Here is a 22,181-nt window from a genome sequence, read left to right as displayed (position 1 = left end):
TTATTAATAAGCATTTAGCTACCTGTATGATTGATTATCATTATTAAATACTTTAATTTTTATTCACTAATCTAAATCTAAAAAGTGTATGCCAAAAAAATTCTACGATTTTCTTAAACCTCCGGAACACTGGAAAGTGCCTGTAATACTGGCAGCAGGTGTTTTTGTTGGTTTGGGCTTCTATGTTTTTTATGTCTCCCGGGCACATTCGTACCTTTCAGACGATCCCAAAACCTGTGTCAATTGCCATATTATGGCACCTCAGTTTGCCACATGGAGCCATAGTGCACACAGAGAAGTCGCCACCTGTAATGATTGTCATGTGCCACACGACAATGTACTGAATACCTATTTTTTTAAAGCTAAGGATGGTATGCGTCACGCTTCTGTTTTCACTATGCGTGCCGAACCACAAGTTATCTTTATCAAAGAAGAAGGCCAGCACGTCGTTCAGCAAAACTGTGTCAGATGTCATGAGCAACTCATTACGGACGACAAACTATTGGCTTATAAACCTGATGTTCATCAAAACATTAGCGACCGCTTTTGTTGGGAGTGTCATCGCGAAACACCTCATGGTAGGGTCAATAGCTTATCAAGCGTGCCTCATGCCCGTGTGCCGGTTCCGGAGAGTCCTCTCCCTGATTGGCTTAAAGAATTAAATGAGAAATAACCTAAATCAAAAACGAATATGAAACCTATACGTGAACAAATAAAAGACAAACCCTGGCTAGGCTGGGCAATATTTTTAGTAACCATAGTTGCAGTTTTCTTACTTGGATTACTGGCGTCATCTGTGATGGAACGCAGAGCAGAGGCAGTTTTTGCATATACTCCTAAAGTTCAACACGAACCAACAGAGCCTCGTAATGAGGTATGGGGCCAGAACTTCCCTAAGGAATACCAATCCTATATGAAAACTAAAGACACCACCTTTGCCAGCAAATACAATGGTGGAGCGATGATTGATATGCTGGAGGTAGATCCTCGATTGGTGGTTCTATGGGCTGGTTATGGTTTTTCAAAAGATTACAATCAGGGACGCGGTCATATGTATGCCGTTGAGGATATTCACAACACACTGCGTACCGGTGCTCCTTCTGACGAAAAGAAAAGCCCGATGCCAAACACATGCTGGACTTGTAAAAGTCCGGACGTACCTCGTTTAATGGCAGAAATGGGACCAGCCGAATTTTATAAAGGCACATGGGAGCAAAAAGGACCTGAGGTAATGAATGCCATCGGATGTGCCGATTGTCACGACTCTAAAACAATGAACCTGAAAATAACTCGTCCGGCTCTTGTTGAAGCCTTCGAAAGAATGGGCAAAGATATTAACGAAGCAAGCCATCAGGAAATGCGTTCATTGGTATGTGCTCAATGTCACGTAGAGTACTATTTTGATAAAAAAAGTCATCCTGGTTCACCATACCTAACCTTCCCGTGGGATAAAGGCATGAGCGTTGAAGCAATGGAAGAATACTATGATGAAATAGAATTTTCTGACTGGACACATAAACTGAGCCGTGCGCCAATGCTTAAAGCCCAGCACCCTGGTTATGAAGTATATTTAACTGGTGTTCATGCTAAACGCGGTGTATCATGTGCTGATTGCCATATGCCTTATAAGAGTGAAGGTGGTGTGAAATTCACCGATCACCATATCCAAAGCCCTCTTAATAATGTAGCTAATTCATGTCAGGTTTGTCACCGTGAAGAAACAGCCAGCCTGGTGCAGGATGTTTATGAGCGTCAGGATCGTATTATCGAAAACCGTGATAAATTAGAAGAGCTGATTGTACGCATGCACGTTGAGGCTAAAACAGCCTGGGACTTGGGAGCAACCGAAGAGCAGATGAAAGGTATCTTAACCGATATCCGCCATGCTCAATGGCGCTGGGATTACGCTGCAGCAAGTCATGGTGGCTCATTCCACTCACCTGTTGAAACTGGGAGAGTTATCTCTACAGGTATTACAGTTGCTCAGGAAGGTCGCATTAAACTGGCTCGTCTGCTGGCCGACTTAGGACATAATGAAGAGGTGCCATATCCCGATATCGCAACAAAAGCCAAAGCTCAGGAATTTATTGGCCTACCAGTTGAAAAGCTTCAATCTGAAAAGAATGAATTCCTGAAAAATGTGCTGCCTCAATGGAAAGAAGAAGGCAAAAAACGTGAATCAGGCTATACTGTTTCAATGAAATAAATACTTAAGCTCTTTTCGAGGCAATAAATTGTTTCGAAAAGGGCTTAGTACATTCACCTAAATCAAAAAATTTATGAAACTGAAATACATATTTGCTCTTGCTGGCTTATTGTTAGCAGGAAGCACGCTATATGCGCAGGTTAAAATATCTGCAGAAGTAAGACCGCGAACAGAATATAACCATGGGGTTAAAACACCAGCATTTGAGGGACAAGATGCTTCAGTAATTACTACACAAAGAACACGTCTAAATTTAGATTTTAAAAATGATGATTTCGCAATAGGTGTTGTCATGCAAGATGTTCGTCAATGGGGAGCTGAAAGGCAACTCACTACAAATGGCAATAACGTTGTATACCTGCATCAAGCGTGGGCTGAATGGTTTATGAATAAGAAGCTATCATTGAAAGCTGGTCGTCAACAACTGGTTTATGACGACCATCGCATTCTTGGTAGTGTAGGATGGGCTCAACAAGCTCGTTCGCATGATTTGGCGTTATTAAAATACCAAGGAAAAATTAATGTCCACCTGGGATTTGCATATCACAACCAAAACCTAAATAACAACATTTACACAGGTCCTGATGCCTATAAACGCATGCAGTTTTTATGGTTAAATCGAAAAGGTGACTCTTATTCTGCCAGTATATTATTCCTTAATAACGGAAAAACTCAAAACCTTGAATTTGCAAATGGCACAGTTACAAAACAAGACATTATTTGCAGTCGCACTTTAGGAACTCATATTAAAACTGAAATAAGCGGCATCAAGTTAGCTGGTAATCTGTACTATCAATTCGGAGAAGAAGTTCTTAAAAATAATTTTGGAACACCAGATGACAAAGTAGACCTTTCGGCATTTAACTTTTCGATTGACGCCATAATGGGATTAAATGAGAAAGCTAACATCGGTGCTGGTTACGAACTTCTTTCTGGGACTGATCAATCTGGTGCTGACAAATTAAATTCTTTCGCTCCATTATACGGCACAAACCATAAGTTCAATGGATTCATGGATTATTTCTACGTTGGGAATCATGGAAACAATGTTGGACTGAATGATATTTACATCAAAGGTGATTTTAAACCTGGTAAAGTTAAATTCAATGGAGCCATTCACTTCTTTAGCGCTGATGGTAAACTTGATAATTTCAACCAAGGCTTAGGTACTGAAATTGATTTATGGTGCGGATATTCTCATAAAGGTCAGGTGCAGTTAGATTTTGGTTACTCACATATGTTTGCTAAAGATGCTCTATATGCCATCAAAGGTGTTGAAGAAAATAGCACAGGCAATAGCTGGGCATGGGTTCAACTAACCTTTAAACCTACTTTATTTGAGACGAAAAAAGACTAAATAACTAGTTTGATATAACAAAGAGGCTCAGTCATTATGACTGAGCCTCTTGTTATATCTATGCCTATGCTTTTATATCAGACAGAATTACGACTGGCATTAATATTTCCGAACAGCGAACGCATAACCATCCGCTCATAGAGCGCCAGATGCTCATCTTCTGGTTTATCCTGTAATTTCTGAATCTCTATAAGCGCATACTGCTGAATGGCCAGTAATGGCAGCACAACACTTTCACGCAATCGAATACTATTACGGCTACGGGCATTATCCTGCAGTAACTCAGCATCGCCAGACACCTTCAAAACCATCTCTTTGGTTAACAAGTACTCATTGTAGATAATCTTCCAGAATTCACCGAATTTCTTATCTTGCTCCATGTACTTTGTTAATGCAAAGTTGGTTTTACTCATACTCTGCATACTGTTAGATATTAAGGCTCTGAAGAAGATAGATGAATTATACAGCTCCTGACAAGCTTCGAGCTTACCCGCATCTTCCTGTTCTTTCAGAGCAGTTCCCAACCCATAAAAGCCTGGTACATTCTGCTTCAACTGACTCCAGGCTCCCACAAAAGGAATAGCCCTTAAATCATCAAATTCCAGTTTATCACTAGATCCTCGTTTCGAAGGGCGACTGCCAATATTGGCTAATCCATAGTATTTTAAGGTACTTCTTTCTTCCAAAAACGGAATAAATAAGGGATGAGCCTTAAGCGCCGCATACTTCTCATAACCAACCACTGACATTTTTTCAATCAACTCGCGCTGACCAGCACTTAAATCAGAATCAGCACGATTAAACAAGTTGTTTTCAAATCCTGCTGTTAACAAATGGCCAAGGTTGTGTGCAGCTGCTTCTTTAATGCCATAATGTGAGCTAATGGTTTGCCCTTGTATAGTGAGCTGTATCTGATGGCTATCGATGGTTTTACCCAATGCCGAATAAAACAGGTGTGTATTACCACCACCTCGCGCCGGCGGTCCGCCACGCCCGTCAAAAAACACTACTTCCACATCGTACTCTCTCGAAATCAAGGTAATATCTTCTTTGGCCCTGTAAATACCCCAGTTAGCCATCAGGTAGCCACCATCCTTTGTACCATCAGAAAAACCAAGCATCACCGTTTGTCTATTCTTGCGGTTGGCTAGATGTGTTTTGTATTTTGGATGATTATAAAGTGTCTTCATTGACTGTCCTGCACCTTTCAGATCATCTACTGTTTCAAATAGAGGAACAATGTCAATCGATAAAGGCTCATCACCCCAGCTACACAAGCGTGCTAAGGCAAAAACTTTTGCAATATCAACCACTCCTCGACAGTTACTTATGATGTAACGATGTGCAGCTCTCTCGCCATTTTCTTTTTGAATACTTTTTATCGCCTTCATTGATTCGAGTGTGTCACGCACCAGTTCATCTTCAAAAACGCTTGTATCAATGCGGCCTTTTGCCTTTAACAATAAATCCAATTGTTCAACCTCAGTTCGCTCCCACAAATCTTCAGGGAATAGACCAGGATTCACGCGCATTACTTCATTAAAAGCCTTTCCTATCACGCGACTATCCTGACGCACATCAATACTTGCAAAGAAAAAGCCAAACTGCTTAATTTTACGTCTAAAGGATTTTATCTTGTCTACAAACAATCCCTGATGCTCTTCTTCCAGCAACTTCTCAACTTTATCTAATTGATTCAGCAGATGGTTTAAGTCTACATTTCTTTCACCTGATGCATTGGTAAGCTCTTCAACAAAAAGTTCATCCAGCTCATGAATAATATCGTAAACACCGGGAAAACTCATTCGCCTCTTGATAGCCTTAAGCTCATTATGGTAACATGTGGTCAAAGTAAAGCGCAACTTTCGAGCAACTTTTAGGGTCGTATCAACCGTCACAAACGGATTACCATCCCTATCGCCGCCTGGCCAGAAGCCCATGGTTATTAATTCTTTATTATGATCAATCTTACCAGGAAAGAACTCATCAATACGATCAAGCAATTGGCCAACAGCCGGATAGAAGATATTACCCAGATACCACGTTAATGCAATGGCTTCATCGTAAGCCGAAGGTTTTTGCTTACGATAAAAGGGTGTTTTCCCAAGCTGTTGAAGTAGATCTCGCGCATAACCAACTTCATCATTAGTGATTGCCTCTGTTAAATCTGTTGAGATCGCCAGTACTCGTCCCGGATAGAATTGAGTTGGGTGAGCAGTTAGTACAACCCTGATACCAAAGCTATCCAACAATTCATCCATCTGCTGATCTAGCTTGCGGTTCTCTACCTTTTGCTTAATGCGCCCCCATGAATCCGAATCATTCATACGGTGAATTTTGGTATAGGCAGCTTCCTCCAATGCATCTATCAATACTATTTGACGCTCAACATATTGTATAATCTTAAATAAGAACGAGATACGTTCACGTTCCGTTAACTCAGGCTTGTGTTCTTTGAAAAAATTATTGACAATAGTTGTTGGCGATTCGCCATTCTCCAATCCTTTTACGCACGCTTCGTTCAACAATGGTAATAAAAGCCCTGTTTGCTGAACAGCATGAAGTGGCAGCGTAAGAAACAAGCTGTTATACAACTGATATTTCAACTCCACCAGTTCGCGATACGACTTCTCAATTTGGTTCATTCTTTTCTTATTTTGTGTATTGATATTATTTATAGGACAATGGCACTTCATCTGTAAGTAAACTTGCCTTTTAAATAACAAATGCAAAGATAAGATGTTTGTAAGAGTAATACTATTATATTTTACGACTTTTTTATAAGTTCATTGTAATGCTTTGGATTACATCACTAAATCAGTTCATTTGCTATTTTAAATAAGAAGGGAGGTACTTATTAAGCTAGGTTGAAATTGACTAAACGAATTAAACAAAGCAGTATTATTTAAAAAGAAGTTAACGGTTATTTTAGGTATTTTTCTACCTTTGTAGCTTGTAATTTTCGCTCGTAAGAGTCATTAGGAAAACTTATAAAACTATAATTGTGCCGGAAACAAGATACGTATTTGTAACCGGAGGAGTTGCCTCCTCGTTGGGAAAAGGAATTATATCAGCCTCGTTAGCAAAATTATTACAATCCAGAGGTTATAAAGTAACCATTCAAAAGCTTGATCCATACTTAAATGTTGATCCTGGGACCCTCAACCCATATGAGCATGGCGAATGTTATGTGACAGAGGATGGTGCCGAAACAGATTTGGATTTGGGACACTACGAGCGTTTCCTGAATGTACCAACATCGCAGGCCAACAATGTGACAACCGGTCGTATTTATCAGAATGTGATTAATAAAGAGCGTAAAGGCGATTACCTGGGAAAAACCGTTCAGATTATTCCTCATATTACCGATGAAATTAAACGCAACATCAAACTGCTTGGCACTAAGCACAAGTATGATTTTGTGATTACTGAGATTGGAGGAACCGTTGGTGATATTGAATCATTGCCATATGTTGAAGCCGTTCGTCAGTTAAAGTGGGAATTAGGTAATCATGCTGCAGTGGTGCACCTCACTCTGGTACCTTATCTGAATGCTTCAGGTGAATTAAAAACAAAACCTACACAACACTCCGTTAAGCAGTTGCTTGAAAACGGTATACAACCGGATGTATTGGTGTTGAGAACAGAGCATGAACTTTCTCAGGATATCCGTAGAAAAGTAGCCCTGTTCTGTAATGTTGACAGCAAGGCTGTTATTCAGTCAATTGATGTAAGCACCATCTACGAAGTACCTGTTAAAATGCAGGAAGAAGGCTTAGATGAAATTGTACTGAAAAAACTGGACTTACCTATTGAAGAGAAACCTGCATTAAAAGAATGGAAAGGTTTCTTAAGTAAACTGCATGGAGCCAAAAAAACAGTGAAAATTGGTTTGGTCGGTAAATATGTGGAGTTGGCTGACGCATACAAATCAATCATTGAAGCACTGATACATGCTGCTACATACAATGATCGAAAAGTTAAGATTGAGCTGATTCACTCAGAAGAGCTTAACAACGAAAATGCTGCCGATATGCTTAAAGGGCTTAATGGCGTATTAGTTGCGCCCGGGTTTGGACACAGAGGTATTGAAGGAAAATTATCAGCTATAAAATATGTACGTGAGAACAACATTCCATTCCTGGGAATTTGTTTGGGTATGCAATGTGCTGTTATTGAGTTCGCCCGCAACGTGCTCAATCTTAAAGAAGCGAATTCAAGAGAGATGAATAACCGCACTCCTGATGCTGTTATCGACCTGATGGAAGATCAAAAGAATGTGACTGATATGGGTGGTACCATGCGATTGGGCGCCTATGACTGTAACCTTAAAAAGGGTACTAATTCATATGAAGCCTATGGTAAAGAAGCTGTTCAGGAGCGTCACCGCCACCGCTATGAGTTCAACAATGAGTACCTGGAAGCATTTGAGCAGGCTGGTATGAAGGCAGCTGGCTGTAATCCGGATACGGGTCTTGTTGAGATTATGGAATTACCAAAGCACAAATGGTTTGTGGGCGTACAGTTTCACCCTGAGTATAGCAGTACCGTTTTAAAACCACATCCTATATTTATGGCATTTATCAAGGCCGCAATAAAAGAGTAAACTTAACACACAAAGTAATAAAATGGATAGAAATTCGATAACCGGAATTATACTAATCACGATTATTCTGGGTTTCTTCTGGTGGATTAACAAGCCATCTGAGGAGCAGCTGGCACAACAGCAACGACGCAGAGACTCAATTGCCATGGTTGAGCAATTAAGATCCGAAGCCGAAGCTCAGACTGCTGCAGTTAAAGCTCAACAAACCCAGGAAGCGGAAGCTCAAAAGGATTCTTCAATAATTGCGCAGGAAAAATCAGATCGCTTCGGCTTATTTGCCAGTGCAGCTGAGGGTGAGCAATCGTTTGTGACTTTAGAAAACAATCTGGTAAAGATGAAGATTTCAACCAAAGGTGCTCGCATCTACTCGGTTGAACTAAAAGACTATAAAACGCATGATGGCCAGCCTTTGGTACTAATGAATGGCGACCAGAATAAATTTGGCTTCTACTTTACACATAGCAATCGTAACTTCCACACCAATGACCTGTTTTTTGATGTGGCTTCAACATCTGGCAACAAAGCCGATTTTGTAATTAACGCGGCGGAAGGAAAGCTGGTATTTTCATATGCATTACCTGATGACAGCTACATGGCTGATTTTAATATCACCACCAACAATATGGGTAGCATCATGTCTACAAACACAGGCTCATTAGGCATTGAATGGAATATGCGAATGGACGCTCAGGAAAAAGCACCGGACTTTGAGCGTCAGCGAGCAGGTGTTTATTTCAAGTTTGCTCAGGAAGATGTTGATCACATTGTGGCCACAAGTTCTAAGTCAGAAAAATTAAGTACAAAAGTACAGTGGGTAGCATTTAAAGATCAGTTCTTTTCATCGGTATTTATTGCCAAGGATGATTTTGTAAGTGGAGAAGTAGCTACAGAAGCACCAGAAGATAAAAATGAGCGTTTAATTATGAACGCCAGTGCCTTGGTAAATGTACCTTATACAGGTAATGATAACCTTGATTTTCATTTCTACTTCGGCCCAAATGATTTTAAAGCTCTGAAACCCTACGATGAGGCTTACGACTTGCGCGAGTTGGTTTATTTAGGATGGGGATTTCTACGCTACATCAACCTGGGTGTAATTGAGGTATTCCACTTCTTCGAGGGCTTTATCAGCAACTATGGTATCATTATCCTGTTGCTAACTATCCTTATTAAATTGATTCTTTTCCCACTTACATACAAATCGTATGTATCAACGGCTAAGATGAAGGTGCTAAAGCCACAAATTGAGGAAATCAACAACAAGATACCAAAGGAAAAAGCAATGGAGCGCCAACAGGCTACCATGGCACTGTATCGCAAAGCTGGTGTTAACCCAATGGGTGGTTGCTTGCCAATGTTGCTGCAAATGCCTATTCTGTTTGCGATGTTCCAGTTTTTCCCCGCCTCTATTGAGCTGCGTGGCGAAGCTTTCCTTTGGGCGCAGGATTTATCATCATACGACTCTATCTTTGAATTACCATTTACTATTCCGTTCTATGGTGATCATGTGAGTCTTTTCTGTTTGTTAATGGCCATTACCAATATTGTGTATACCAAGATTAACCAGGAGATGACACAGAGCAGTCAACAAATGCCTGGTATGAAAGGAATGATGTACATGATGCCGGTGATGTTCCTGTTCTTCTTTAACAACTACGCATCAGGTTTGAGTTACTATTACTTTATCTCAACCCTTATAACCATTGGTCAAACGCTATTAATTCGTCGTTTTGTAGACGAAGAGGCTTTATTAGCAAAACTTAACGCTAACAAAAAGAAGCCAGTTAAGAAGTCGAAATTCCAGCAGCGTTTAGAAGATATGCAACGCCAACAGGCGCAAGCAGGCAAAAAAGGTAAAAAGAAATAATTAGTTACCATATGTAATTAAAAAGCCGTTCTGATGTTAGAACGGCTTTTTTGTATCCTAAAATGACTTTACAAATAACACTTACTTCTTAATCTGCCTGAAGCCTTTAGGCAAATTAGGCAGCTGTGGTATCGGCGGTAAAAACTCCTTTAATTCCATAAGTGGATCCAGCAGGTTTTTCCTGAAATCTTTAGGAGGAATAATGACCCGGAGTGATAAAGGATGAATTCTAATTTCGGCCCTGTGCCCCAACTCTACCGGCTCTCCATCCAAATGTCCTACTAACTTTTCATCACTTTCAATGGTAATATGCTTAGCCCTGGTTACAACATCATACCTTCGCTGATCAACACTCTGATCCAAGATACTAATTAACAAGGATGGCCCATCGTAGATTGGAAACTCCTTAATAATACATACATCAATTAATCCATCATCAATTTTTGCCTGAGGAGCAATATGAATGTTGTTTCCCCACTGCGATGAGTTGGCAAAAGTAAGCATGAAGGCGGGCAGTTCGTAGGTCTTGTTATCGATAGAAATACGATATACCGAAGATTTATACTTAGCATATTCCTTTGTAATGAGCTTTACATAACCTGCCGGCCCTCTATTCTTCTCTTTGGCAAACTGATGACTGATATGTCCGTCAAAGCCAATACCCGCCACATTTAATGATACCTGCTCATTCACCCGAAGCGTATCGATATCCTTTTTTACCAAATGGTTGATAACCTGCAAAGCCCTGTTAACGCGTAAAGGAATATCCAGATAACGAGCCAGTCCGTTGCCCGAGCCTGTTGGGATTATGGCCAAAGCTGTGGTGGTATTAATCAATGATGATCCTACTTCATTGACTGTTCCATCTCCGCCTACAGCCACCACCACATCGTACTTACCCACTGCATTCCTGGCTAGTTCACGTGCATGGCCGGCATATTCAGTATAAGCAATATCAAACTCAATCTTTTCATGGTCAATCTCATCTCCAACAGCTTTCTCTACTGTTCGCTGTTTACCAATACCCGATATGGGATTAATAAGAAATAGGACACGATGTTTTTTCATTGCAAAAGAAATAGCTGAGTTAAGATAGTAATTACTTTCGTTTCTGTCCTCTTGTTTTAGGTTTCTTATATTTGGCGGCTAGCTTCCGCCGATACGAACCTCCTTGGTTAGTCTTTTTATTCTTATCTTTCTTTTCATGAAAAGCAGCACCCCTTTGACTTATTGGTTTAGGTGCTTTGTTCACCATCATGCCAGGTAATACCTCCTTCTCCGATTCCAATAGCTTTTCACTGACTTTTACATCAGCTGGTACAGGCTCCAGCTGCACTTGCTTTTTCATCAGTTTTTGGATAGATGCCCAAATATTTTCATCCTTTTCTTCCACAAAGGCAATGGCAATACCGTCGGTATCGGCACGGCCTGTACGACCTATGCGGTGAATATAAGATTCTGCTGTTTCTGGTAAATCATAGTTAATAACGTGGCTCACCTGGTTAATATCCATACCCCTGGCAATAAGGTCGGTGGCCAACAATATCCGCCTCTGACCTTCCAGGAATTCTTCTACCATCCTGAAACGGAAATTCTGAGATTTATTGGAGTGAATCACCCCAATCTGTTCCGGAAAATCTTTCTCCAACTCATCAAATAGTAAGTCAGCCAGACTTTTGCTTTGCACAAACACCAGTACCTTATCCATCGACTCATCGGTGGATAGAAGATGCTTAAGCAAATTCAGTTTCGTATAGAAATTTGGAACGATATAGCCCGATTGAAATATCTTCTCTAAGGGTGTACCGGTAACTGCTACTTCAACTCTTACCGGATCGTAGAACCATTGCTTAATTAGCTGCTCCACATCTTCCGTTACGGTAGCCGAAAACATCAGATTCTGACGCTTATCTGGCAAAAGCTCCTGTATCTGCTCCAGCTGAGCCCTAAAACCCAGGTTGAGCATTTCATCCACTTCATCAATCACCAGTTTCTGGATATTCTTCAAACGTAACACGCCAGTCAGGCATAAATCGATTAACCTGCCAGGCGTAGCCACCAACACATCCAAACCTTCATACACCAGCTCTTTCTGAGTATTAATATTGGTACCACCATAAACACCACCAATACGAACGCTCATGTATTCTGTCAATTTACGAAACTCACCTGCTACCTGCTCAACCAGTTCCCGCGTTGGCACCAGCACCAGGATTCGCGGATGGCGTTGCTGAGAAAACTTCAACTGACGTAATATCGGCAAGATATAAGCAAAGGTTTTCCCAGTACCCGTTTGGGCAATTCCAACCACATCTCTGCCAGACATGATTACAGGAAATGCATGCTCCTGTATCGGTGTCGCTTCTTCTAATCCGATATCTTCCAGTGCATTAATCAGCACTTTATTAATATTTAATTCCGTAAACTTCAAAACGTCAAAAATTTAATTTCTGCAAAAGTAATGTGTTTATTGGGAAAACTAATATTTACTTTGCAAAAGCTAAGGCTTTATCGCAAAAACGGCATTAAAACTCGCTCCAGTTGATGAGCCATGTAGCCTCATGATCCTTCCTGCTCGTAATCGTAGCTCACCATCCAGTTAATACCAAACTTATCGGTAAACATGCCAAAGTAGGAGCCCCAAAAGGTTTTGCCAAGCGGCATAATTATTTGCCCATCTGTTGATAAGCCATTAAATATGTTTTCAGCTTCCTTTTCTGAATCTGTATTAACAGAGATGGAGATATTAGTGCCCGCCACGCATGGTGGCCCAAAGGCTTCATGTGTATCACTGCCCATCAATACAGTTTCGTTACTAATTCGCAATGAGATATGCATTATTTTATTGGCATCCGCTTCGGATATGGGTTCTTCTGAGGGCATATCTTTGTATCGTCCCACATATTCGAAATCGCCACCAAATACGTTTCGATAAAAATTGAAAGCGTCTTCACAGCTTCCGTTGAAATTGATGTAAGGATTAATTGTTGCCATAGCAAAATATTTTATTTAGAATGCTTTAAAATAATACTTTTTCTACACTAGTGCCAATAATGGATATGTAATACATACTACTTGCCTGCTCCATTTATTTTAAATTCAGATTCATCTACTAAAAATTCATTTCTGAATGTTTGCAGATGTAATTAGCGTCAAGCAAATTTTAATTTTCCATTATTTTTTTTAATTTTAAGACAGACTTATATTTACTATTAAACCTTTTCAATATGAGTACAACAACAATCACATTTAATCAACTCAGGAAGATTAAAGATAGTCTGCCTGATGGAAGCATTCACACAATTGCAGAAGAGTTGAACCTCGACGTAGAAACAGTAAGAAATTACTTTGGCGGTGCCAACTACGATCGAGGTAAAAGTGTAGGGATACATCTTGAGCAAGGCCCCGATGGCGGTATTGTGGAACTAGATGATACGACAATCCTGGAAATGGCCCGCGAAATTCTTAAAGGCAAGAAGCCGCAAGTTCAGAGTTAGTGCAATCTTATTCTCTATAGAAAAAAGCGCCATTTGGCGCTTTTTTTACGTGCAATTATTTGATGAACTTTTCTCTTCGCTGGAGGTTAAGGAGCCCCCATAAGGCAGATACAAGAGCCACTATAAGCCATGTCCTAACATGTTTCTCCACCACACTCTCCCATACGGTCTCACTCATACCCGATGGCAACTCAAAAGGGTTTAAAAATACATTCCATGGGCTTGACTCCAGAAATGCACTCAAAAACCAAACAAGCAGGCCTAAAATCACTACAATTACAGCCGTACCATTACCATTTTTCACCACTGTGCTGAAAAAGAAACCTAGCATACCAAACAAACCAACCGGCACCATTAATCGCATAGTCATTTCCCATACCGGTACATTAATGAGTAGCACACTACTCAGGTTAGCCATTAAGAAGATAAACCAAAACACCATAAAGAAGGCCATACACAGCCTCACGAGCCATATTTTATAGCGATAATTAGGAATACCAAATAGTATTTCAAGGATGCGGGCATCTTCATCATTTTGAATTCCATACGTTGTGGGAAAGAAGATCAACAAAAATGCCGGAAACATTAATTGGAAATAGACACCATGCACACTTACTGAATCGGCCGCAAATAAACTGATGGACGTGATCAGCAGATAAAAAATCAGTGCAGCACCCAGAAAGTAGACAAACTTATTGCCGAATACAATTTTAAGGTTATACCTGACAAACTTTAGTAGCAAACTGATGCCTGATGGATGTAATAGATTTATTTTACTCATTGTTTTCGCTCTTGTTTTTTAATAACCAGATATAGGCATCCTCAAGTACGGCTCCCACGCTTATGGCATCCTCAACCGGCTGTTCATTGGCGATGCAACGTACTCTTATGTTCGCTCCATCACGCATGTGGTGCACAATCAGGAACTGTTGGTTTATCTCATCAAATGCTTCTGCTTTGATATCAAATTGCCATACCCGGTTATGTGCAATCTTGACCATCTCACCAGGTTCGCCCCAGTAACGCAGTTCTCCCTTACTCATCACAGCTACCTGATTACATGAACTGGAAATATCTTCAATAATATGTGTGGAGAACAGCACAATTCGTTCACGGCTCAATTCAACCAGCAAATTTCGGAAACGAATACGTTCACGTGGATCTAGACCAGCAGTTGGCTCATCCACAACCAGTATTTTTGGCAAATGCAGTAGAATCATGGCGATACCAATGCGCTGTTTCATACCACCAGAAAAAGCACCAATTTTATCATCCTTACGCTCCCACATATGTACTGATTGCAACACATACTGCAAACGCTCTATACGAACATTTTCTTCGGTTATACCCCTAACAATTGCCTGGTAATCGAGAAACTCATAGGCAGTCATATTTTCATAGGTTCCAAACTCCTGTGGTAAATAACCGATTATTCCTTGCAACTCTTCGCGGTGTTCTGCGGTATCAAAACCATTGATATAGACTTTACCATAACTTTGCTCCAACACACCACAGATAATACGCATCAGGGTTGTTTTACCTGCTCCATTGGGTCCCAGCAAACCTATCATGCCGGTTTTAAACTCCAGAGAAATCCCTTTAAGTGCCTTAAATGGCACTTTTTCCTTACCAATCAGCGGAATACTTCTTATCATTCGATAGTAGGTACGTCGCCATCCTGCAAATCGCCCCGTTACCCGCTCTATATTTATCCTATCTGCCTTCAGCTTATTCCCAGAGGCTATCAGCATCAGGAGTAAATACCAAAGTGCACCCAGTATAATCGCCAGAGCCATTGCATCCCATCGGTATACTAACAGTGCTACTCCAACAATAGGGTAAATGTATTTGAGAAGTTTTAAAACACGCTTATCCCATTTGTGAGTCAATAATACATCAGTCTTATTTCTCCAATACAATGCAATACTGTTGTATATAGAGATGAAGACAAAATAGTTAATAACAGTAAACAATGTACCCCAAAGTGCAGAATCGAGATACCACCAGGTAAAATACACCATAAATCCGACAACAGGCAACTGCCAGATGAGTTGCTTCCATAATAACGAAGCTGTCATTTTCTTTAATAACAATTGCTCGCTTAGCTTGCTATTTCTGGCTTTAAACTCGCGTACAAAACGCGTATCCCGGTCGTAAACTTTTACCAGGTTACGAATCGTTATATTCACATCGGCATGCTCAGCCACTAAATTGGCATTGGCCATGCGTAGCGATGATTTAACAAAGTACACAATGCTTGGCACCCCAGTGATAATCAACACACCGTATAGTAACTGCCACGCAAATGATGCATCGGAGAAGAAATACACTAAAGCCAATGCTGCTGTCCAGGTTGCATAGATAAGCCCCTTCAGCCACCAGTTCAAACTTCGTAACCAGTTTAATGCACTATCCAGACCAAATGCAAAAGTGGGCATAAACACCAGTGTCAGCAAGGTACTAAAGCTTAAGCCTCCAACCACGGTAATGGCAAAAGGAGCGCCCAGTATGCCCACGTATTCAGATTTGCCCATTGCCAAAGGCATCATAGCAATAATGGTGGTAATTGCCGTAATGGCAATAGGACGAATACGCGAAATGCCTGCCTGCATTAGTGCTCGCGCATGGTTATACCCCTGCCTTCTAAGTTGCCTTGAATAATCGATTAACAGAATACCATTGTTAACAACTACTCCCAGAAGAATTAAAAACCCAATAAAAGTGTGCGTATTTAATAATGAATTACCTGTTAAGACCAGCGCTAAAAGTGAACCGATTGCTGCCAATGGCACAGAAAACAGCATAACCACAGGTGCCGTTAATGATTCGAAAACAGAAGCCAGTATCATAAACACCAGTAACAAGCCTATCAAGCCTAAAAACTTAAACTCGGCAAAAGTATCCTCTTCATGTATGACTTTTAACGACACCTTTGAAGAAACAGGAATAGAAGCCACCAGCTCATCTACCTGCGCACGTGCATCCTCCAGCAATGTTTTTGATGCATTAACTTCATCTGAGAACTGATAGGTTACCTCGATCTGCTTCTCCTGATTAACCCGCAATATCTCAGTACGACCTGATGCATAATTTATTTCAGAGAAGTCCCGAAGCGGCACAATGGCCCCTGCATTATTAGTCACATTGAGCTTTTGCAGATCATCCATCGTTTTTGGCGGAGTTTCATCGGGCAGATCATTATCAACCGTTTTCATAATAATGTCATAGACCTCATTATTCACCTTTAATTGTCCGCCTGAACTAACCTCTGAACGAAAGGTAAACAACTCTGAAACCACGTTTGAAGGAGCAATATTTAACAGGCCCATCAGATAAGCATCCATTCCCAAATGGATTTCCGGTCGTTTATTGGCAGAAGATACCCGGGCTCGCTGAAGGTTGTCTATTTCATTCTCCAGCCAATATTTAACATCATTGGCAACTAACAGCATCTGGTCATAATCTTCACCTTTGATAACGACTTTCTCTTCCTGTTCACCCAGCCCTAAAAAACCCATCATGTCCAGGCCTGGGTTGGAGCCAAATCCGCCACCGCCACCCATAGCGGCTGTAGCACTTTGCGAGAGGCTTATCTCCCCTCCTTCAATCTCACTGATGCGATTTTGAATGTCAGCCTTTATTTCGGGTATCGAACGCCGGGCAATACGCTTATAATCATCTTGCAGGATGACAGACACGGCGGCTTCATCTTCATAAACCTGACAGACCACGTCCTTTTTCTCTTCCAGTGATTCTAATCGACTCTCTATCTCCCTCACCACCTGATCGGTATTGGAAAGCATTGAGCCCGATGGCATCTCCACATTAATGTTAAATTCAGTGGTTTCAGCTTCTTGCCGTGTAGTGATACTTAATCCAATACTGACAATAAGCACAACGAAGAACACCAGCAACACTCCCATAATAGTGGCCGCTGGTTTTCGAAGTGTGGCTTTCAGCAAAAGGATATAATATTGAACCAGCTTATTGTGTAAATCCAGTTTCTCAAGGGCTTCAATACGGTATTTGATAATGCCGGATAGAAACAAGTGGGTTAGCATTGGTATTAAGATGAGGGCTACGAGCAAAGACACCATTAGTGTTGAAATAATAGACACACTGATATGCTTGGCAATTTCGCGAAAAAGCATCTGCTCAGAAAAAACAAAGGGCAGAAATACTGATACTGTGGTGAGCGTAGCTGCTGTCACGGATCGCCACACCTCTTTGGTTCCTGTTACAACACTACTAGTGCTGTCACCGCCACCTCCTGAAGCTACCCGGTAAATGTTTTCCATGACCACCACACTGTTGTCGAGCAACATACCAATGGCCAGCGCCAACCCAACTAATGTGAGCATATTAATGGATATATCAGCAGCAAAAAAGAAATTAAAAGCGCCATAAACCGATAATGGCACCGAAAGCATCACCATGCCAACAAGGGGGATGTTATTCAGGAAAATCCATAAAATAAAAATGGCTAATATACCGCCAACAAAAGCCAACTCAATGATCGAATCTAGGTTGCTTTCCATTGTTTCAGCCTGGTTGGTTACAACTACCAGTTCAATACCCTTCTCCTGATATTCCTTGTTGATTTGCTCAATCTGTTTCAAGGTGTTATCCGATAGTTCTATCATATTCACCTGGGCATCTTTAGCGATGGCCAACGAAACTGATTCCAGACCATTAACACGGCTATATGAATCTTCCTCTTTAACGCTGAAATTGATTTGTGCCACATCTTTAAGCAACACAGGCCCTTCCGATTTGACGACTATATTTTCGATATCACTGATATGATTATAGTCGGCCTCTGCTGTTACATAATACTTCATCTGGCCCTTAACCACCTTACCGGCAAATACCTTCTCGTTCTGGCCTGAAGTGATTAGCTGTCGGATGCGACCGGTGGTTAAACCATAACTATCAAGCACATCCTGCTGGAAAATAATCTCAACCGACTTCTGCCTACCACCAGATACTTGTATGGATGAAATACCATCAATACTTTCCAGCTTTGGTAGTATATCTTGCTCAACAACATTGCGCACTCGATCCACACCGCCTTCACCCCTCACCTGAACAGTCATAAACTGACTGTTCATCTGCTCAACATCAGCTTTAAACACTTGCGCCATCATGTTTTCGGGCAACACATTGGCAGCTCCCTCTATTTTTTCTACCAGTTTTAGGTAACTGTATTTCACATCGGCATTGCGCGTGAGGTAAACAAATATCATGGCTCGCTGTGGCCCCACTCGCGTCTCAATTTTTTCAATACCCTCCAGTGTACCAATGATGCCTTCAATAGGAATCACGCCCTCCTGCTCCATATGCTTGGGGTCCAACTCTGTTGTTGCTCCCACTTGCACAAACAACATAGGGTACTCGGTATTAGGTATTAGTTCAAAGGATAACTGCCGATAGGATATCACTCCCAACATGGTTAGGGCAATAAACAGCATACTGACAAGTACTTTTCTGTTAATTAATTCTCTCATACCTGTCAAATCTAATTTGAACGACTAAACCAATTATCAAATACATAATAAACACAAGGAATAACAACCAGCGTTAACAAGGTTGATGTAATCAAGCCACCAATAACAGCAATGGCCATGGGTGCACGTAATGCGGCACTATCTCCAAAGCCAAAAGTAAGAGGCAATAGCGCTAAAATAGTGGTTAAACTGGTCATTAAAATAGGCCTGACACGCTGCTGTCCAGCTGCCACAATCGCATCTTTTAGCACCATTCCGTTTCGCTTGTATTGATTAATGGCATCCACCAGAATAATAGAATCATTAACCGCTATACCCGCCAACATTACAATACCTATGTAGGCCATGATGTTAAACGTATGCCCCAACAGGAAGAAGGCCCAAACAGCCCCAACACCGGCCAATGGCACAGTCAACAGGATGGTAAATGGGTGCAAAAGCGACTCAAACTGTGAAGCCATTACCATGTAAACTAAAATAATGGATAGTATTAGAGCAAACTGAAGATTCCCAAAGGCATCCTTTCGCTTTTCTTCCTCACCCCGCACTTTAACTGTAGATGTAGCCTCCAATGGTAATTGCTCAATGGCTTGTTCCAACTCCGTAACAAAATGATCAAATGGTCGGTCATCTGTCACATTAGCACTCAGTCGAATCACGCGCTTTTGGTTATTACGCAATACTTCACGTGGCGCTTTACCTATCGTGATGGTGGCCACTTCGGATAATAATACTTCTTTCGCACCTTCTGATATTTTAATACTGGCCAATTCATCAAGGCGCACATCGGGTGTTTGCAGCGATATATTCGTTAATTCACCTCTCACTTCCATTCGACCGGCATCTTTTTTAGATAGGTAATCGGACAAATTATTCATGATGGAGGAAACATTGAGGTCAAAAATACCTGCCCTGACCCGATCGATGACCACATTAACTTCAGGGGCGCCATCTTCCAGTGAGCTCTTCACATTGTATATTTCATGATGCTGACGAATAAAATCAGTTAGCAGGCGTGCGGAAGCCTCCAGGTTATCCTTATTATCATCCTCAATTTCTATTACCAGAGGCGCTTCATCAGTACCTAAAAGGGTTTGCAAAGCCGACTGATCCTGAACAAAACGCATCTCCAACCCATCGATATCAGCAAATAGCTTATTCAAAGCACCAATTATTTCGCTAAACGACGCATGCACATCCTCATTGAGCACCAGTTTAATAAACCCGGTATTCTCGCCTTGCTCACCTGTTGAAGCAATCTCACTAGCTGTTTCAGGGCCGGCATGCGTATATATCCACTTTAACTGATCGCCAAAAGCTGCCATTACCATCTCTTCCATCTGGTTTAAGGTAGCATCAGTCCTGTTAAGTGATGTACCGGCAGGAAAAATGGTCTCAACGGTTACCTCGTTCGATTGTGTTTCGGGCATAAACTCACTGCCTACTATGGGCATGATTAACACAGTGACAGTCACTAATGCAATGGCCCCGAACAATACCACTGCCCTGCGCTCCAATACATTTTCCAAAAAGCGCTGATAGGCTTTAAACCCCTTTTCTTTAGGGGTCATTGCAGGCCTTGTAGTTTGTTTTGTTTTAAATACCAATACGCTCAGCACAGGAATTACCAATAAGGCCACCACCAATGATGACAGCAATGAAAACGCTACGGTCCAGGCCTGGTCCTTAAATAACTCACCCGATGCACCATGCAGGTAAACAATGGGTAAAAACACAACAATAGTAGTGAGGGTAGAAGCTGTTAAGGCTCCTCCAACTTCTGAAGTCCCAAGCACAGCTGCCTCCTTAATAGATAGGCCTTCTTCCAGTTTTCGGACTATGTTTTCCACCACCACAATGGCATTATCAACCAGCATACCTGCTCCAAGTGCCAGACCGCCCAAGGTCATTATATTTAATGTCAAACCATTAAAATACATGAGATTAAAAGTGGCTATGATGGATATAGGAATTGCCAGACTGACAATAAGGGTGACACCAAAACGACGCAGAAAAACAAACAAGATAAATACGGCCAATACAATACCTATCAGCGCACTTTCCTGCACCTCACCAATGGCACTTTGAATAAAAGCCCCCTGATTATTAATGACCTGTAGTTTATAACCAGGTAAACGCTGTTGAATACTAACAAAAGCTTCTTCCAGCTTTTCGACGGCCTCAACTGTATTAAAGCGTGTTTCCTTATAAATAGAAATGCCCAGACAGCGCTGTCCATTTAATCGCACAATACTTTCCGGTTCGCGGTTCTGAAGCATCACTCTGGCTACATCTTTCAGCAAAACCGGTGAAGACTGATTAGCTGAGCCTGTTGACTGCATATCATTATCAGTACTACCTGACTGGTTCAGTTTTACAACCAGGTTTTCCACATCGTTAAGCGCAGTAAGTGCACTTAAGCCTTTAATAATATATCGTTGTCCCATCTCTTCAATGGACCCGCCCGATACATTCTGATTAAAATTATTGATGGTCGTCAACACAGAAGCAGTCGTCAGACCATTGGCATCCAGCAATTGCGGATCAGCCACCACCATCACTTCAGCCTCTTCTTCACCTGAAATACGGATATCAGCAATCCCCTCTATACGAATCAGCTCATTGCGGATGTAGTTTTCAGCCACTTTTCTAAGGGCATTCATATCCTGCACATCATCATTGCTGAAAGCCGCTTTGATTACAGGCGATGCATTAGGATCGAAGCGCGAGATATTTAACTCTTCCACATCTTCATCCTGACTGATTTGGGTCAATGCTTTTTGAAGATCAAGAAATGCCTCATCAATATCTTTTCCCCAGTCATATTCAACAGTCACTACTGCTGAACCAACACGACTGACCGATGACACATTCAGCACACCACTTTGGCGCACCGCAAGGGCTTCAACCTGCTCAACAAAACGCTTTTCTATTTCTTCAGGCGACCGTTCACCGGCTACAATCTCGGCATATATTTTTGGATTTTGTAAATCGGGAAATAGATCTGTACCCAGCCGCGTTAATGAAATACCGCCCAATAAGATGATACCCAAAACTATCATTAGAACGGTAACCGGATAGTTGACAGAAAATCGAGAAATTGCTCTCATATATTTTCAAATTAGAGATTTAGGATTTGCA

At 41.3% G+C, this 22,181-nt stretch carries 13 protein-coding genes; 6 read left to right on the top strand and 7 right to left on the bottom strand.

The genetic code is table 11. The features are described 5' to 3' along the window. Positions 1–88: 88 nt before the first annotated feature. From nrfH to KDU71_RS11530, 3 genes are all read left to right on the top strand, one after another. Positions 89–673 (top strand): cytochrome c nitrite reductase small subunit, encoded by a 585-nt coding sequence (nrfH, locus tag KDU71_RS11540; RefSeq protein WP_212191051.1) that lies wholly within the window; start codon positions 89–91, stop codon positions 671–673. An 18-nt stretch (positions 674–691) separates the two neighbouring features. Continuing rightward, on the top strand, positions 692–2,206 hold the full coding sequence (gene nrfA / locus KDU71_RS11535) for an ammonia-forming cytochrome c nitrite reductase (protein ID WP_212191042.1): 1,515 nt from the start codon (positions 692–694) through the stop codon (positions 2,204–2,206). A gap of 73 nt (positions 2,207–2,279) precedes the next feature. Further along, on the top strand, positions 2,280–3,563 hold the full coding sequence (locus KDU71_RS11530) for an alginate export family protein (protein ID WP_212191040.1): 1,284 nt from the start codon (positions 2,280–2,282) through the stop codon (positions 3,561–3,563). Between the two features lie 77 nt (positions 3,564–3,640). Here the strand turns inward: KDU71_RS11530 and KDU71_RS11525 are convergent, their stop codons facing one another. Further along, positions 3,641–6,208 (bottom strand): phosphoenolpyruvate carboxylase, encoded by a 2,568-nt coding sequence (locus tag KDU71_RS11525; protein WP_212191033.1) that lies wholly within the window; start codon positions 6,206–6,208, stop codon positions 3,641–3,643. A gap of 359 nt (positions 6,209–6,567) precedes the next feature. Here KDU71_RS11525 and KDU71_RS11520 point away from each other — a divergent pair, with 359 nt between their 5' ends. Together KDU71_RS11520 and yidC are read left to right on the top strand one after the other, a co-directional pair. Further along, positions 6,568–8,169, top strand: a complete 1,602-nt coding sequence (locus KDU71_RS11520; RefSeq protein WP_212191031.1) for a CTP synthase — start codon at positions 6,568–6,570, stop codon at positions 8,167–8,169. Between the two features lie 22 nt (positions 8,170–8,191). After that, positions 8,192–10,036 (top strand): membrane protein insertase YidC, encoded by a 1,845-nt coding sequence (yidC, locus tag KDU71_RS11515; protein WP_212191018.1) that lies wholly within the window; start codon positions 8,192–8,194, stop codon positions 10,034–10,036. A gap of 81 nt (positions 10,037–10,117) precedes the next feature. Here yidC and KDU71_RS11510 read toward each other — a convergent pair whose 3' ends face one another. The 3 genes from KDU71_RS11510 to KDU71_RS11500 all read right to left on the bottom strand — a co-directional run bounded on the left by KDU71_RS11510 (position 10,118) and on the right by KDU71_RS11500 (position 13,030). Continuing rightward, on the bottom strand, positions 10,118–11,104 hold the full coding sequence (locus tag KDU71_RS11510; protein ID WP_212191008.1) for a diacylglycerol/lipid kinase family protein: 987 nt from the start codon (positions 11,102–11,104) through the stop codon (positions 10,118–10,120). A 31-nt stretch (positions 11,105–11,135) separates the two neighbouring features. After that, entirely contained in the window at positions 11,136–12,467 is a 1,332-nt protein-coding gene (locus KDU71_RS11505) for a DEAD/DEAH box helicase (RefSeq protein ID WP_212191002.1), read from the bottom strand. 128 nt (positions 12,468–12,595) lie between these two features. Then, complete coding sequence (locus tag KDU71_RS11500) at positions 12,596–13,030, bottom strand: VOC family protein (protein ID WP_212191000.1); 435 nt, start codon at positions 13,028–13,030, stop codon at positions 12,596–12,598. Positions 13,031–13,263: 233 nt separating this feature from the next. Here KDU71_RS11500 and KDU71_RS11495 point away from each other — a divergent pair, with 233 nt between their 5' ends. Further along, on the top strand, positions 13,264–13,533 hold the full coding sequence (locus tag KDU71_RS11495; protein ID WP_212190998.1) for a DNA-binding protein: 270 nt from the start codon (positions 13,264–13,266) through the stop codon (positions 13,531–13,533). A 55-nt stretch (positions 13,534–13,588) separates the two neighbouring features. On the opposite strand, the gene KDU71_RS11490 is transcribed toward KDU71_RS11495, so the two are convergent. From KDU71_RS11490 to KDU71_RS11480, 3 genes are read right to left on the bottom strand one after another with little or no spacing between them, the layout of a single operon-like run. Continuing rightward, the gene (locus KDU71_RS11490; RefSeq protein WP_212190996.1) at positions 13,589–14,314 is read right to left on the bottom strand and encodes a hypothetical protein; all 726 of its coding nucleotides are present in this window, start codon (positions 14,312–14,314) and stop codon (positions 13,589–13,591) included. Next, complete coding sequence (locus tag KDU71_RS11485; RefSeq protein WP_212190994.1) at positions 14,307–19,040, bottom strand: efflux RND transporter permease subunit; 4,734 nt, start codon at positions 19,038–19,040, stop codon at positions 14,307–14,309. The genes KDU71_RS11490 and KDU71_RS11485 overlap by 8 nt, the downstream gene beginning before the upstream one ends. 11 nt (positions 19,041–19,051) lie before the next feature. Then, positions 19,052–22,150, bottom strand: coding sequence for an efflux RND transporter permease subunit (locus KDU71_RS11480; protein WP_212190993.1), 3,099 nt, complete (start codon positions 22,148–22,150; stop codon positions 19,052–19,054). Positions 22,151–22,181: the final 31 nt, after the last annotated feature.

This window comes from Carboxylicivirga sediminis (assembly GCF_018156225.1).
GTDB classification, from domain to species: Bacteria; Bacteroidota; Bacteroidia; order Bacteroidales; family Marinilabiliaceae; genus Carboxylicivirga; species Carboxylicivirga sediminis.
The sequence above is the reverse complement of the archived record's forward strand: the minus strand, read 5'-3'. Positions and strand labels throughout refer to the sequence as shown.

What these genes read in the sequence shown, in the direction of transcription:
- nrfH (WP_212191051.1), top strand. Translation starts at nt 89, where the DNA reads ATGCCAAAAAAATTCTACGATTTTCTTAAACCTCCGGAACACTGGAAA.
- nrfA (WP_212191042.1), top strand. Translation starts at nt 692, where the DNA reads ATGAAACCTATACGTGAACAAATAAAAGACAAACCCTGGCTAGGCTGG.
- KDU71_RS11530 (WP_212191040.1), top strand. Translation starts at nt 2,280, where the DNA reads ATGAAACTGAAATACATATTTGCTCTTGCTGGCTTATTGTTAGCAGGA.
- KDU71_RS11525 (WP_212191033.1), bottom strand. Translation starts at nt 6,208, where the DNA reads ATGAACCAAATTGAGAAGTCGTATCGCGAACTGGTGGAGTTGAAATAT.
- yidC (WP_212191018.1), top strand. Translation starts at nt 8,192, where the DNA reads ATGGATAGAAATTCGATAACCGGAATTATACTAATCACGATTATTCTG.
- KDU71_RS11510 (WP_212191008.1), bottom strand. Translation starts at nt 11,104, where the DNA reads ATGAAAAAACATCGTGTCCTATTTCTTATTAATCCCATATCGGGTATT.
- KDU71_RS11500 (WP_212191000.1), bottom strand. Translation starts at nt 13,030, where the DNA reads ATGGCAACAATTAATCCTTACATCAATTTCAACGGAAGCTGTGAAGAC.
- KDU71_RS11495 (WP_212190998.1), top strand. Translation starts at nt 13,264, where the DNA reads ATGAGTACAACAACAATCACATTTAATCAACTCAGGAAGATTAAAGAT.
- KDU71_RS11490 (WP_212190996.1), bottom strand. Translation starts at nt 14,314, where the DNA reads ATGAGTAAAATAAATCTATTACATCCATCAGGCATCAGTTTGCTACTA.
- KDU71_RS11485 (WP_212190994.1), bottom strand. Translation starts at nt 19,040, where the DNA reads ATGAGAGAATTAATTAACAGAAAAGTACTTGTCAGTATGCTGTTTATT.
- KDU71_RS11480 (WP_212190993.1), bottom strand. Translation starts at nt 22,150, where the DNA reads ATGAGAGCAATTTCTCGATTTTCTGTCAACTATCCGGTTACCGTTCTA.